The sequence below is a fragment of the Rothia sp. HMSC072B03 genome, from assembly GCF_001809565.1.
Lineage (GTDB): Bacteria > Actinomycetota > Actinomycetes > Actinomycetales > Micrococcaceae > Rothia > Rothia mucilaginosa_A.
In genome coordinates, this window is the sequence record NZ_KV797969.1 from 252,988 (window position 1) to 267,482 (window position 14,495).

The window sequence follows — 14,495 nt, forward strand, 5'->3', positions numbered from 1 at the left end:
ACGGGGGAGGGAACTATTTGTTCTCGGAGCGCTGGGTTTGCTCCTGCTCTTCCAGAAGAATCTGCGCATCCTCAGCCTGTACGTTTTCCGCCTGAACCAGCGGAATCATGCCGGTCTCCGGATCCGACAGCGCGGAGGCGCGGTAGGAGCGGGAGGCGCGTAGCGCATCCACCGTGAAGATGATGAGCGCAACCCAGATGAGGCCCAGGCCCAGCACCTTATCGGGGCTCATGCGCTCGTGCAGCACGGTGATGGCCAGAACGAACTGGATGGTCGGGCCCAGGTACTGCACCATGCCGATGACCGAGAGCGGCAGGGCCTTGGTCGCCGCCGCAAAGAGCATGAGCGGCACAACGGTGACCACGCCGGTGGAAGCCAGGAGCCAGAAGTGCCCGGTGCCCTCGCTGAAGAGGGTCATCTGACCCTGTGCGTTGAGGACGAAGAGCGCAATAACGCCGAAGGGAGCCAAGATTAGCGTCTCGAGGGACAGCGAGACGATGGGGCTCACCTCATGGGCGATACGGGCCTTGAGCAGGCCGTAGATGCCGAAAGTAAAGGCCACGCCCAGGCCGGTCCACGGCACCTGCCCGTAGATGAGGCTCATCATCAGCACAGCGATACAGGAAATCGCCACCGAGACCCACTGCGCGGCGCGCAGCCGCTCCTGCAGGAAAATTACGCCCAGCACCACCGAAACCAGCGGATTGATGAAATATCCCAGCGACACATCAATCGTGTGGCCGGTCGTCGTCGCCACCACGTAGATGAGCCAGTTTGCGCAGATGAGAATGGAGGCGGCCGTCAGCACCAGCATGATGCGGCGGTTCCGCAGGGTTCGGCGAAAGTCGGCGGTTGCCCGAACAAGAGGTAGCAGCAGGGCGCAGAAGATGAGGGAGAAGACCACTCGGGCCACGACGATTTCAATCGGCCCGGCCGGCGCCATGACCACAAAGTAGAGGGGGAGCAGACCCCAGATGAGGTAGGTACCGATAATGGTGATAAACCCGTTACGGGTGGCGTGTTTCTGCGTCTCTGACATGGTTTCTTCTTGAGCTACTTTCTTCTGTGCGTGTTCTTTGAGCGTTATTCGTCGGGTTGGGGCCGCACACAATCAATCCCGCGCACTGCAGACATCCTCGTGGGGACCGGATAGAGGTGCTCCGGACGCCGACAGGCGCGGTACCACGAGGATACCGCGCCTGACGGGGTGTTGTGTATTCGGTTTAGAGGCCGAAGAAGCGGGAGAAGAAGCCCTTCTTCTTGGGCTCGGGCTTCTGCTGCTCTTCCTCGCGGCGCTCCTCGAAGTGCTGACGCTCGTACTCTTCGTGAGCGGCTTCTTCGTGCTCGGCGGGCAGGTCGGGGGCGTCGCCGGCGTTGTGAATCGGCTCCACGTACTCGGCGATTTCCTCTTCGGTGTACTCGCCCTGTGCCTCGTAAGCTTCGGGCTCCTCGGCGTGCTGCTCTGCCGGTGCCTGCTCGGCGGGAGCCTCGTGAGTTTCAACGTGCTGCTCGTCCTCGGCACCAATCGAGGCGTCGGTGTAGACGCGGGCCTGCTCGGGCTCGTGCTCCTCGACGGGCTGTTCCGCCGGGGCGGGCTGAGCCTCGGCGACGGGTGCCTCGTACTCCTCGTGAGCTTCGGCGGCGGGTGCCTCGTAGGTGTCAGCAACCGGTGCGTGCTCCGCAATCTCGACGGCGCGCTCGGCCTCGGCACGGGCGGCGGCGCGCTCGGCGGCCTCCTGCTCGCGCTGGGCGCTCTGAGCGGCGGCCTCGGCTGCGGCGATGCGCTCAATCTCGGTACGGGCGGCTGCGAGCGACTCGCGACGCTGGGCCGCGGCGGCGGCGCACTGCTCCAGAACCTCGGGGCCGACCTGCGGCTCGGCCTCCTCAATACCGCTGATGCGACCGTCGTCGAACCACAGGCGCAGTGCACCGTCGGTTGCGGTCAGCACGGCGGTTGCCTCGGTATCCCAGGCAATGTGGAAGCCGCGCTGCTGGGCGTAGGAATCCACCGCCAGAACCTGGTTGTGAATCTCTTCGCTCTGCAGGGTCTTGGCGATAACACGGCCGATGCCCTTGTAGGTGGGGGCCTCGAGGGCCAGCTCGTGACCCTCCAGCAGAGTCCACGCGCGCACACCGGCACCGGCGGGCAGCGGGTAGTGGGCGTAGAGACCGCTCAGGGTCTTGGCCGCCAGGGTGAGCCGGCGGGCCAGGGACTCCGAGAGGGGAAGCTCATCGGTGGTCAGTTCGACCAGGCCGTCGCGCTCGCCGGCTTCGCGGGCCTGAATGGCCGCGGAAACCACGGAGTCGGGGAAGTAGCCCAGCTGCTGCCAGGACCAAATCCAGGTGCCGCGGTTTTCGGATTCGGTGCCCAGCAGGTGCGGCTTGAGCGAGAGCGGGGGAACGGTCTCAAAGTCCAGGGACTGAGAAGTGAAGTCCACGTTCCACTCGGAGGTACCCACGAGCTCGGCGAGTCGAGCCTGGTACTCGGTGGAGATAAAAATCGATGCGTCGATAAGATCCTGCAGAGAATTCGTCATGATTTAAGATTATCAACCTTTTGAGGGTGTATCTGCCCTGTATCCCCCGTTTCGGGCGCTCTTTCGACGGATGCGTGGCGGGCAGGGCTCGACGGGGGAGGCCGCGGACCTCGGTTCAGCCTCTTGCTGAGGTTGAGGGCGGGGGTCTGACTCGGGGTTTTAGGGAGCGTTGAGGAGAGGGCGAACATGCATCTTTCGGCGTAAACTATCACCGTGAAGCTGACACGTTCGTTAGAATCGAAGTGAGCGGCTTTTTCCGGCACCACTGCAAGCCCATAGATCTTTCACCTGCAATCACGGATGCACTCTGCCGCGCCGTAATTCAACACTCAAGGATGTATGAACACATGACTGAACCCCGCCTCACCGAGACGAGTAGCCGCGCTGCGCGCATCCAGGACGCGCTCAATAACATTGGTAGCTGGCTGCTCGACGTTGTGAACGCCGACCCCGGCTGGAGCGAAATGGTACTCGACGTGAAGCCTCTCGCGGGGCAGATTTTTGTGCGGGTGCGCGAATTCCGTGACGGCGAGGAGTACATCGGTACGGTTGGTCCCCTCAAGGAGGGTTCGCCCATTATCGCTGAGGTGCGCAAGCTGCAGCGCGCAGCCTACGATGGTAACCGCGGCACCTGGTTCACCGCATCTATCGTGGTGGCGGCTACCGGCTGGCCCAACCCGCAGTTCAGCGTCGGCGCATCGTACAACCGCGACGACGAGCCGGATAACTGGAAGAACGAAGGCACCCTGACCGCCACGGACGTGCGCGAGCACCTGGCTGAGTTCCCGCGTGATGCTTCCCGCGTGCCCGAGTGGGCCCGCGAACGTATGGAGGGCCGTGCCCGACACTCGGCCGCAGCGGCTCTGGGTTCGAGCGAGCACGAGATTCCGAATCCCTACCTGGTGGCTGCTCTGCAGACCTTCCGCAACGATGTGCAGGAGCGCACCCTCATTAACGTGGTGCGCACGATGCTCGGCGGCGATGTTCTGCTGGACGCGACCGGTTCGCTGCTGATTCCCTCGGAGACCGACCCGATGGGCCCCGAATCCGTGCTGACCCACCAGGTGATTCGCATGCCTGAGACCGGCATGCAGGCCCTGTGCGTCTTCTCATCCTCGGAGCACGTGGGTAAGAGCTACGTGCGCCAGGAATCCGAGGGTGAAGAGCTGATTCTGCGTGAGCCCGCGATGAAGGTCTTCATGGATTTCCTCGCGAACGAGGCGCTCGACTTGATTGTGGTCGATCCCGGAACCGACCACGAGTGCTACATTGAGCGCGCTCAGGTGCAGTGGATTGTGACCTCTCCCCGCAACGATGGCGCGAAGATGGCGCTGACCCAGGACAACATGCAGATGCTGCTGGGTTCGCTCGTGTCTCCTGCCTCGGTGCTGCTGGTGGGCGTGGACCCGAACGACCCCTCGGGTTCCTCGTTCGTGTTTGATCCCGACGAGAACGGCAACCCGCAGAGTCTGCTGGTCTTCACCTCGCCGATTGAGATTGCGGCGCTGGACCCGCATATTGAGGTGCGTTCGGCGAACGCCCTGGAGATTCTGCGCTATGCGCTGGAGATTGGCGCCCCGAGCGTGAAGGTAAACGCGATTAACCCCTCGACCGTGCTGAGCGCCCAGCAGATTCGTGAGCTGCTGGAGATCGTGGACTCGCAGCCCCGTCCCGGCATGTAGCTTCAACATACTTAAAACAGCTGACCGCTAGCGGCGACCCGATGGTCGTCTCTAGCGGTCAATCTTTTAGCAGGCGGATGCGCTCCGGGATCCAGCCGACGCGTAGGATGCGGGGCGCCGCCGCGCTTAACGGTTAGTTACCCAGCAGCTGGGCCGCCGCCTCACGCTGGGCGCGGGCGAGCTTGGCCTCTTCCTCGGTCTGGCAGTCGGTGCAGACGCCCTGGTAGAGCACATCGGCGCTGAAGAGCGCCATTCCGTGAAAATCGCTGGGGGTCAGGCAGGGGGCTGAACCCACGGCGCAGTCGACGTCTTCAACCTTGCCGCAGCGCACGCAGAAGGCGTGGTGGTGGTTGTCGCCGGTACGGGTTTCGTACAGGGCGGGGGTTCCGGGCGGTTCGAACTTGCGGAGCAGGTCGATATCGGTCAGGTCCGCGAGAATGACGTAGACGGACTGGACCGTGATGGCGGGGATGCGCTCGCGCACGGCCTGCACGATGGTGTCCGCGGTGGAGTGCGGGTGGTCCTGCACGGCGTGGAGCACTGCGAGTCGCTGCTTGGTGACGCGGCGTCCGTGGGTGCGCAGGCCGGTGGTCCAGGCTTCCTCGAGCTGCTCGTCGCTCATGGGGGAGAGGACGGGTAGCCCGGTGAGGTGTGCGCATCCGGGTCCGGCTAGTTGTTGTTCTGGGATGGGGGTTGTCTTCAGGTCTGTGGTGTTGTGTACGTCTGTCATGGTCCCATTTTACACGTTATTATGAGGTATTCATCATAATATTATGATGAATTCATAATAAATCTCCGAGGGGTCTCAGCGGCAACTCACCGTTTTTCGGCCCCCCCTTCCAGTTCTCGAGGAATCGGCGGCGACTCCCGTTCCCGTACCGAGCGATGCCGTACAATCGGGAGCGAAGGGCCGCGCAACGAAGGCGCGACCGATAAGTCGTCGAGGAGCCACCGGGGAGGGTACGAGCGTGGTCTACAACTTCACGAACCCCATCTACATCCTGCTGATGGTTCTGCTCTTTGGCACGCCCCTCATAACTCCCGTTCTCTACGCCCACTACCGTAGCGTCAGGTCCGGTTTCGACCTGGAGGGGCAAATTATGCTGGGCCTGCTCTTCACTATCTTTCTGGGTGCCTACGGTACCATCCTCCTGCTGGGTATCTTCCCCACCGCGACCGCGCAGGTCCTGGAGCAGGTGCCGCTCGTGACCATCCCCGGGGCCATTCCTTAGCCGCTCGAACTTCCGGTTGCGTTCTAACGCTCTGGGTGAATCTGTCGCTTCCGGGGATGCGCGCGGCGGACCGCTTCCGTATCCTGAAGAGTCAAGCGCGGTCTACCCGCGCTGTCCACCCGCACTTTGGAGCTCAGGAGGTTCCTCATGCATCGTCACCACAACGGCCTTAAAACCACCCTTCTTATGGGGTCCATGGTGGGCCTTATGCTGCTCATTGGCGGCCTGCTGTCGGCAGCCTTTAAATCCTCATCCTTCATCTGGATTATGGGCCTGCTGAGCCTGGGCGGCGTCGCGTACACCTACTGGAACTCCGATAAGCTGGCTCTGCGTTCGATGAACGCCTACCCGGTCACCCGCGATGAGGTGCCGGTGCTCTATGACATCGTGGAGGAGCTCTCGCGCACCGCCGGCCAGCCGATGCCCCGCCTCTACGTGGCCCCCACGATGACCCCGAACGCGTTCGCGACCGGCCGTAATCCGCAGAACGCGGCCGTGTGCTGCACTGAGGGCATCCTGCAGTTGCTGGACGAGCGTGAGATGCGCGGCGTGCTCGGCCACGAGCTCATGCACGTGTACAACCGCGATATTCTGACCTCCTCCGTGGCGGCGGGTATCGCCTCCATTATCGGCATGATCGCCCAGGTGCTTTCTTTTGGTGCGATGTTCGGCGGCTCGAACCGCGACGATAACCGGGCCAACCCCCTTGCGGCGTTCGTGATTGCTCTGCTGGCCCCTATTGCTACGCAGGTGATTCAGATGGCCATTAGCCGTACCCGCGAGTATGACGCGGACGAGGATGGCGCACGTCTGACCCGTGACCCCATCGCCCTGGCCTCCGCCCTGAATAAGCTTGAGCACGGCGTCTCTCTGTACCCGATGGACCCGAACAACCGCAGCACTCAGGCGGCAAGCGCCATGATGATTGCGAACCCCTTCGGCTCCCTGCAGAACGTGATGTCCACCCACCCGCCGATGAATCAGCGCATCGCACGCCTGCAGCAGATGGCCCGCGAAATGGGTCAGTACTAGGCTGAGCAAGCCCGCATAGTTTTTTCGTCAAACCCGCCGAGTCGGAAGATGACCCGGCGTGACGATTGTGACCCGCGATGACGGGGCTACAGACAAAAATCCTCGGGGTGGCTACTGTGGAAGTAGTCGTCCCGAGGATTTTTTGCGCTCGATGGTGCGCGTCGGATGCGACGGGTGCATCCGCCGGCTCCATTGGACCCCGAGCGCTTAGCGGTAGTTGACGAACTGGAGGTCGACGTCGAGGTCGGCGGACTTGAGCATGGCGATAACGTCCTGCAGATCGTCGCGAGACTTGGAAGAAACGCGCAGCTCGTCGCCCTGGATGGTCGCCTTCACGCCCTTGGGGCCCTCCTCGCGGATCATCTTGGAGATTTTCTTTGCCTGGTCCTGCGCGATGCCTTCCTTGATGGAGCACTCGATGCGGGTTTCCTTGCCGGAGGCGTAGGGCTTGCCCGCGTCCAGGGACTTCAGGGAGATGCCGCGCTTGACCAGCTTCGACTGGAACACATCCAGTACGGCCAGGGCGCGCTCTTCGGCGTTTGCCTTAATGAGGATCTTGTCGCCGGAGTAGTCGATTTCGGCGCCGACGCCGCGGAAGTCGTAGCGCTGGGAGATTTCCTTCTGGGCCTGGTGCAGGGCGTTGGATACTTCCTGCTTGTCGACCTTGGAGACGATATCGAACGAAGATTCGCTAGCCATGGATATTCCTTTCGTGAACGGGGTGCCGGGGCACCGGTTAGTACTAGCCTACCGGGTCTACGGAGTTGTTCACAGCTAACTAACAGAAATGCCGACCTGTTTTACAGGTCACTCTAACCTTTGAAGAGGATAATAGAAGTATGACCACTTATGACCTGTCCGTGACGGACGTGCAAGCGAGCGAAGAAGCTCGAGACCTGCAGACCCTTCTCTTTATGGACTTGCATAATTCTCTGAGTCCTGAACCCGAGGATATTCCCGAGGCCGAGCGCCTCGCCCCCGAACCTTCCCTGGAAAGCCTTCAGCTCGAGCTCCCCGACGAGGATTCTGAGCCCTCTCCCTTCGACGGTATTGGCATCACCCTGACGGAGCCTTCGCTCGTAGCTCGATTCTGCGGCGTTCGTCGCGACCTGGAGCGCGAAATTTCCGGCGGCATGTGCACGGTTGAGCAGGCGCGCCGCTACCTGGAGCACCTTGAGATTGTGCTGTTGCTTGAGCAAGACGGCGATATACCCTCCCGTTCCTTCTAGGCTGGGTGCCTCCCAGACTGATAGTCGTGAGGTTTGCCGTTCTTACGGGGCTCCGGACCAAGAGCCATCATCGAGTATAACCTTCGTCACAAATCTAGCTCTGAAGTGTACACGGCTCGCAATCTGCTGTAGAGTAGTCTCTGTTCGCGTGAGCGAGCAACTAGCACCTAGCTAGGCGGCAGGTTACCCGAGCGGCCAAAGGGGGCTGACTGTAAATCAGCTGGCACTGCCTACGGGGGTTCGAATCCCTCACCTGCCACAAATAGCCCGGTTACGAAAGTAACCGGGCTTTTGTGCATCTAAAACCAAAAGCTTAGCGGTGAGGCGCATCTGCGCGATGATGCTCCTCAGCGAAGTCCCGGTACGGTTTGTGCCTGCCGGGTAGCGCGCCTCCACAATCGGCCACAGGAACCTTCACTGGAGTTCCCGCGGCACGCCTAAAACTCGGCGGAAACTACCGCGTAAAGAGCTAACTATGACGGCTGCTTGTCATATCTTTCACAATGTTTGAATCCCAGGGCGAACAATTAGCGATTGGGGTGTAGAAGGTGTAGCGTTATCACATGGCTACTATTGAAATTACTCAGCAGAACCTGACTTCTACCGTTGAGGGCAACGACATCGTCTTCCTGGACTTCTGGGCAGATTGGTGCGGTCCCTGCAAGCAGTTCTCCCCCGTCTACGAGGCGGCTTCGGAGAAGCACAGCGACATCGTTTTCGGCAAGGTTGACACCGAGGCCCAGGGCCAGCTCGCCCAGGCCGCAGGCATTACCTCCATCCCCACCATCATGGGCTTCCGTGGCGGTATCCTGGTGTACCAGCAGGCTGGTGCACTGCGCGCGGACCAGCTCGAGACCGTGATTAGCTCGATCCGCGAGCTCGACATGGACAAGGTCCGTGCAGAGATTGCAGCGGCTGAAGGTTCCGCAGAGAAGAAGTAAGCTCAACCACGCATCAGAGCTTGAACGGGGCGTACCCACCGGATTAGCCGGAGGGTGCGCCCCGTTGCTTGTGCTCTCACCGGGCACTCAGCGCTCGCGGTGATCCTCAATGCTCATGCGCGCGCCGAAGCGCTGCTTCCAGAAGCCCGAGGCGTACATGTAGCGCACCACGCGCTGCCGGTGCGGGCTGTAGGGGGCGAGCAAGGCGAGCATGCCCGCATCATCGGTGCGGCGGCCCCCGAGCAGTTCGCCAACCGAGTGGGCCAGATGGTAATCGCCGACGCTGATAGCGTCCGGATGCCCGCAGACGCGCTGGAGGGTTTCGGCAATGCTCCACGGGCCTACTCCGCGTAGCGTGTTGAGCGCCCGGGCCAGGGCGGTGACATCGCCGGTGCCGGCAACCCGAGCGATGGCGGGGGCGGAGCGGGCGTAGGCGCGCACCGCATCGTAGCGGCTCTTATCCACGCCCGCCCGGTGCCAATCCCAGGTGGGGATGGCCGCCAGGGTGCGGGCCGTGGGGTAGACGCGCATGCCCTCGGGCTGAGCGGGGAGGCCGCTTGCCGGGGCAGGTTCGCCGTGCCGGTACAGAATCCACCGCAACGTCCTGAAGGCTTCGGTCTGCGTGATGCGCTGTTCCACAATGGCGTTGAGTACGTGCCGGTCCAGCTGGCCCGAGGCGCTTAGCCGTAGCCCGGGGTTGGCCCGCCACGCGGTACGGACGCGCTCGGGGAGCTCCCCGAACGAGGGAAGGGACGCGAAATCCTCGGGACGGTCGTGCAGACCCAGCCAGTAGGTCATCTCATCGGCCAGCGCTCGTACGTCGTGGCGTGCCGCCAGCTGCCGCTCGGCGGAGTCGTAGGAAGCCCAGATGCGAACGCGGACGGGGCGCATCAGCAGCCGGTGCAGGGCCGGAAGGGCGGCCGCCGCGGAATCGGGAGAGCCCGTCGCGGAATCGGGAAGGCGCTCTGCGAAGAGCACCGCGGGAAAGCTATGTTCCGGCGTGCGGGCCGTAATCCAGATGCGTTCGGCTCCGGCCTCTCGGCTGAGCGCGCGGTAGGCCGGATCGCTCGCGCCTCGGCTCAGCGCGCCCAGCGTCTGCGCCAGGTGCACGGGAACCTGCGGCTCGACGATAACCTCGCAGGACTCGGGCGCGAGGGTGCCCGGCAGGGAGCGCGTACCCGCAGGGGAGAGCGAGCGAATCGTCACGCGCGGTTCGGCGCTCAACGGTCCCGGGGCATAGGGCAGGCGCGCCGCGGCCAGCGGGTGCGGGTTAGCGCCCGGCGCCGGGGGCAGCGTCCGGGGGATTGAGGAGGGTTGCGTGCTCACAGCACCAGTCTACGCGGCCGGGTTCTGGGCTTCGAGCCGACGGAGCCCGGCGATGGAGCGTCCCGGACTCATACGCTACCCTAGAGTGATAAGGAATGTGTACAGTGCATCACAGGCCTGGCGGTGAAACCCAGGCTTCGACGGATGCGCCCCCGAGGGAAGGACGCCCATGGCATCGGAAGAGACTGAAGTAGCCGCCCAGAGTGCGGCTCCGACGAAGCCTCGAATCACCGGTGGCTCAGCTTCCCGTTCGGGCGTCGCCGGGGGCCTCCGCGAGCGCCTCAAGCGCATCCGTCTGCTTGACCTGCTCCCCGGGCTGGTGCTGGGCGTGGCCGTTATGGCGCTGTACACCTACTACTCGCTGCAGCAGGTTAAGCACTGGGTGACCCCCTCGTGGGACCTGGCAATCTTCACGCAGATGGCCCAGGCGTACTCGCACTTCTCCGCACCAATCGTGCCGGTTAAGGGGCCCGGTTTTAACCTCTGGGGCGATCACTTCCACCCCATTCTGATGCTGCTGGGGCCGATTTACGGGATGTTTCCCTCGCCCACGACCCTGCTCGTTGTGCAGAACGCCCTAATTGCGGCCGCAACGAGTGCCATCGTCTTCTTCACCCAGCGTGCCTTTACCCTGGCTCGAGCCTCCCGAACCGGTGAGGAAGCTGAGCCGTCCCGGTTCCAGCGGTTCGTGCCGACGCTGACCGGTCTTCTGCTCGGTGCGGGCTTCGCCCTGAGCTTTGGCGTGCAGCAGGCCGTCGCCGCACAGTTCCACGAAGTGGCCTTTGCCGTGCCCCTGCTGACCGTGAGCCTGGGCTATCTGGTGCTCGCCTCGCGCGTGAGCGGCGACGAACGAAACCGATACCTTGCCCGCGCCTGCTGGTGGGCGCTGCCCATCGCCTTCGTCAAGGAGGATATGGGCGTAACCGTGGCCGTCATCGGCGTTGTGGCCCTGATTCGTAGCGGCTGGTTGGGTGTCGCGTACGATATTCTGTTGCCCCGCCTCTCTGAGGGAGAACCGGCTTCGTTCCGCGTTCGCCTGCGTTCCCTATACCACTCCTGGGCCCGCACTCGCGCGGTTGCCGAGTCGAGCATGGTAATTGCGTGGGGCATCTTCTGGTCGGTGGTCTCAATCGCCGTGATTCTGCCCTACTTCAACAGCGGCGGAACCTTTGACTACGCCGACAAGGTGAATGTTGCCGCTGCCGTTGGGGATCCCTTCGGCTCCCTGATTCAGATGATGAATAACAACACGAAGATGGCGACCCTGGGCCTGCTACTCATCACGGGTGCGGTGCTGTGGGTTGGCTCGCCCCTTGCGCTGGTGGCTCTGCCGACCATCGCGTGGCGTCTGCTCTCCACGATGGAGTCCTACTGGGCCAGCACCTGGCACTACTCTCTGGTGCTGATGCCGGTCGTCTTCTGCGCCCTGCTGGATACCGTGCTACGGATGCGCTACGGTGCGATTCCGGCCCGCAAACTCGCGGAGCCCGCCGAGGTTCCCGACGCCCCCAAGGAGCCTTCCGGTCGCAGCCGCATCCGGGTTCGCAACCTGCCGGTGTGGATTCTTCCTGCCGTAGCGCTTTTCTTGGCCGCTTCCCCGATTTTCGTGCCGGGCTCGACGCAGCCTCTCGCAGCCCTGGCGAACTCGCAGTTTACCGACTCTGCTTTGACCTCCAGCGATCAGATGAAGCTCAAGGCCGTGCAGCAGGTGCCCGAGGGCGTTACCGTGGCCTCGGATTTGTCCATTCTGACGCAGCTGATTCCTGGTCGCACCGTCTACTGGATTGGTCATACCGGCGAGCCGGCCCCCGAGTACGTGGTGATTGACCGCAACAATAACTCCTGGGGTGGTAATCCTCCGGCGAATGTGGCCCAGTACGCCGCTGACCGCTACGGCCACTCCTACGCTAAGCACGCGACCGTCGGCACGATCGATATCGTGCGCCGCGTGGACTAGCCCCTCGGTTAAGCCTCTAGATGAGCGCCCACCCTCCAAGAGTGAGGGTGGGCGCTCGTGCCTAAGAGATGAGGTTTTAAGCACCTTTTTATAGCCGAGGAAGGGACCCTGCGGTACACTGTATAAACACGGGAACCCCCGATGAAGGTCTTGTGCGCGCCGAGCACCCCAGGTGGTGTCATTTCGGAAAGTGCGCCGTACTCACCATCACCGATTGATACGCCCCGAAAGTTGCGGCTCCGCCGCACTCGGGCTTCTCTGAACGATCTCTGGTCAAAGCCTCCTGACGCGTCTGCTGTTACAGACTGATACACCATACGGGTGAGGCCCCACGCCAGGAATACGTGACGCCTTATGTGAGCACAATTGACCGTACCTCTCTCCGCCCCGCGCGCCCGGTGCGCGTTCTCGGCGCGATGACGTACGAGTCTCCAATTGTGTAGCGAGAAATTCAAGACCGCTCCCAGCAGTAACCCTCACACCCTCACTGTGCCCTCTGCGCCCCGCGCGAGGGGATAACCGGGTGTGTGCGGTGAAACCGTCGGCTGAACAATACGCCGGACGCATGTGGCTGGGCCGTGAAGGGGACACCCGGTAAGCGCCGAAGAGCGTGCGCTATCCACCCCTACCGTATAGAGGAAAAATTGACTGAGAATACCGCTACCCCGGCCGAACTGAACGCCGAGGCAGAGACCGTTGTGACCGCTGAGAACAACGTTGAGACCCCCGCCGCAGAAGAAACCGCGACGGAGACTACCGCAGAAACCACCGCAGACGCCCCCGCTGAAAAGGCTGAGGAAGCGGGCGTGCGCTTTACCGACCTGGGCCTGGACGCCCGCGTCCTGGCCGCTCTGGAAGAGGTCGGCTACGAGAAGCCGTCCCCCATTCAGGAACAGACCATCCCGCTGCTGCTCGAGGGCCGCGACGTGGTCGGTCTGGCGCAGACCGGTACCGGTAAGACCGCAGCCTTCGCGCTGCCGGCCCTCTCCCGCATGGCTGAGCTCGCCGACATCAACGGCGTCTCCCGCGACACCCAGGTGCTGGTCCTGGCCCCCACCCGCGAGCTGGCCCTGCAGGTTGCTGAGGCTTTCTCCTCCTACGCAACCCACATGGAGGACTTCACCGTGCTGCCGATTTACGGCGGCTCCCCCTACGGCCCGCAGCTGGCCGGCCTGCGCCGCGGTGCGCAGGTCGTCGTCGGTACCCCCGGCCGCGTGATTGACCACCTGGAAAAGGGCTCCCTGGACCTGTCCAACCTGCAGTACCTGGTTCTGGACGAGGCCGACGAAATGCTTCGCATGGGCTTCGCCGAAGACGTGGAGAAGATCCTCGAAGGCACCCCCGACAGCAAGCAGGTGGCCCTGTTCTCCGCCACCATGCCCAACTCGATCCGCAAGATCGCTCAGCAGTACCTGACCGATCCGGTCGAGATTCGCGTGAAGGCTAAGACCACCACTAGCGCCAACATCTCCCAGCGCTACATGCAGATCATGCACTCCCACAAGCTGGACGCCATGACCCGAGTGCTCGAGGTTGAAAACTACGACGGCATTATCGTCTTCGTGCGCACCAAGAAGGAGACCGAGGAGGTCGCCGACAAGCTGAAGGCCCGCGGCTTTGCGGCGGCTGCCATCAACGGTGACATTCCCCAGCAGCTGCGTGAGCGCACCGTGGATGCCCTGCGCGACGGCCGCATCGACATCCTCGTGGCAACCGACGTGGCGGCACGCGGCCTGGATGTGGAGCGCATCTCCCTGGTCGTCAACTACGACATCCCCCACGACACCGAGTCCTACGTGCACCGCATTGGCCGTACCGGCCGTGCGGGCCGAGAGGGTGCCGCCATTCTGTTCGTGACCCCGCGCGAGAAGTACATGCTGCGCCAGATCGAGAAGGCTACCCGCCAGAAGGTCGAGCCCATGCACATGCCGACCGCGGAGGCCGTGAACGAGACCCGTAAGCAGCGTTTCGCCCAGCAGATTACCGAGACCATCGAGTCCGAGGACCTGAGCTTCTTCCGCCAGATTATTGAGGACTACGAGAACGAGCACGACACCACCGCCGAGGATATCGCGGCCGCGCTGGCCGTTATCGCTCAGCAGGGTCGCCCGTTCTTCCTGGACGAGTCTGAGGATATCGCTCGCAACTCCCGCCCCTTCTCCGACGATGATTCGGACCGCGGCGGCCGCAAGGGCAAGCGCGTGCACAACGACGAGGGCATGGTCAACTACAAGCTGAACGTTGGCCGTTCCTCCCGCGTGACCGCGGGCGCCATCGTGGGTGCGCTGGCTAACGAGGGCGGCATCAAGGGCTCGCAGATTGGCTCGATTGATATCCGTCAGCACTTCACCATTGTGGGCCTGCCCCAGGACCTGCCGCGCGACTTCTTCGATCGCCTGCGCGACACCAAGATTGCCGGTGAGTTCATCAACATCCGTAAGGACAACGGCCCCAAGGGTGGCGGACGCGGCTTCGGCGGCGGCCGTCGCGAGGGCGGCTACCGCGACTTCGACCGCCGTGAGGGTGGCCGTAATAACCGTCGTGACGATAACCGTCGCG

At 63.0% G+C, this 14,495-nt stretch carries 12 protein-coding genes and 1 tRNA gene; 8 read left to right on the forward strand and 5 right to left on the reverse strand.

What is annotated here, in order from left to right:
• Window positions 1–13: 13 nt before the first annotated feature.
• Window positions 14–1,039, reverse strand: a complete 1,026-nt coding sequence (gene rarD, locus HMPREF2630_RS04440; protein ID WP_070483603.1) for an EamA family transporter RarD — start codon at window positions 1,037–1,039, stop codon at window positions 14–16.
• A gap of 184 nt (window positions 1,040–1,223) precedes the next feature.
• A complete protein-coding gene (locus HMPREF2630_RS04445) occupies window positions 1,224–2,537 on the reverse strand; it encodes a DUF6882 domain-containing protein (protein ID WP_070483606.1) in 1,314 nt (437 codons plus the stop codon).
• Between the two features lie 347 nt (window positions 2,538–2,884).
• On the opposite strand from HMPREF2630_RS04445, the gene HMPREF2630_RS04450 reads away from it, so the two are divergent.
• Window positions 2,885–4,219: an SseB family protein gene (locus HMPREF2630_RS04450; protein WP_049331777.1), complete on the forward strand. Its 1,335-nt coding sequence runs from the start codon at window positions 2,885–2,887 to the stop codon at window positions 4,217–4,219.
• Window positions 4,220–4,352: 133 nt separating this feature from the next.
• Here HMPREF2630_RS04450 and HMPREF2630_RS04455 read toward each other — a convergent pair whose 3' ends face one another.
• Window positions 4,353–4,949 (reverse strand): Fur family transcriptional regulator, encoded by a 597-nt coding sequence (locus tag HMPREF2630_RS04455; protein ID WP_193389467.1) that lies wholly within the window; start codon window positions 4,947–4,949, stop codon window positions 4,353–4,355.
• 238 nt (window positions 4,950–5,187) lie between these two features.
• On the opposite strand from HMPREF2630_RS04455, the gene HMPREF2630_RS04460 reads away from it, so the two are divergent.
• The gene (locus tag HMPREF2630_RS04460) at window positions 5,188–5,451 is read left to right on the forward strand and encodes a hypothetical protein (RefSeq protein ID WP_049346852.1); all 264 of its coding nucleotides are present in this window, start codon (window positions 5,188–5,190) and stop codon (window positions 5,449–5,451) included.
• A 147-nt stretch (window positions 5,452–5,598) separates the two neighbouring features.
• Window positions 5,599–6,483: a zinc metalloprotease HtpX gene (gene htpX / locus HMPREF2630_RS04465; protein WP_049346850.1), complete on the forward strand. Its 885-nt coding sequence runs from the start codon at window positions 5,599–5,601 to the stop codon at window positions 6,481–6,483.
• A 207-nt stretch (window positions 6,484–6,690) separates the two neighbouring features.
• On the opposite strand, the gene HMPREF2630_RS04470 is transcribed toward htpX, so the two are convergent.
• A complete protein-coding gene (locus tag HMPREF2630_RS04470; protein ID WP_049343233.1) occupies window positions 6,691–7,182 on the reverse strand; it encodes a YajQ family cyclic di-GMP-binding protein in 492 nt (163 codons plus the stop codon).
• A gap of 140 nt (window positions 7,183–7,322) precedes the next feature.
• Between HMPREF2630_RS04470 and HMPREF2630_RS04475 the strand changes: the two genes are divergently transcribed.
• The 3 genes from HMPREF2630_RS04475 (at window position 7,323) to HMPREF2630_RS04485 (ending at window position 8,653) form a co-directional block, all read left to right on the forward strand.
• Window positions 7,323–7,712 (forward strand): hypothetical protein, encoded by a 390-nt coding sequence (locus HMPREF2630_RS04475; RefSeq protein WP_049346848.1) that lies wholly within the window; start codon window positions 7,323–7,325, stop codon window positions 7,710–7,712.
• Window positions 7,713–7,889: 177 nt separating this feature from the next.
• A tRNA-Tyr gene (locus HMPREF2630_RS04480) sits at window positions 7,890–7,971 on the forward strand.
• A gap of 304 nt (window positions 7,972–8,275) precedes the next feature.
• Window positions 8,276–8,653 (forward strand): thioredoxin family protein, encoded by a 378-nt coding sequence (locus HMPREF2630_RS04485; RefSeq protein ID WP_049346847.1) that lies wholly within the window; start codon window positions 8,276–8,278, stop codon window positions 8,651–8,653.
• Window positions 8,654–8,740: 87 nt separating this feature from the next.
• Here HMPREF2630_RS04485 and HMPREF2630_RS04490 read toward each other — a convergent pair whose 3' ends face one another.
• Window positions 8,741–9,979, reverse strand: a complete 1,239-nt coding sequence (locus tag HMPREF2630_RS04490; protein WP_070483608.1) for a DNA-3-methyladenine glycosylase family protein — start codon at window positions 9,977–9,979, stop codon at window positions 8,741–8,743.
• A gap of 169 nt (window positions 9,980–10,148) precedes the next feature.
• Between HMPREF2630_RS04490 and HMPREF2630_RS04495 the strand changes: the two genes are divergently transcribed.
• Window positions 10,149–11,936 carry a DUF2079 domain-containing protein gene (locus HMPREF2630_RS04495; RefSeq protein ID WP_049346844.1) on the forward strand — a complete coding sequence of 596 codons (1,788 nt, stop codon included), beginning with the start codon at window positions 10,149–10,151 and terminating at the stop codon, window positions 11,934–11,936.
• 644 nt (window positions 11,937–12,580) lie between these two features.
• A partial coding sequence (locus HMPREF2630_RS04500) for a DEAD/DEAH box helicase (protein WP_083298884.1) occupies window positions 12,581–14,495 on the forward strand: 1,915 nt, incomplete at its 3' end.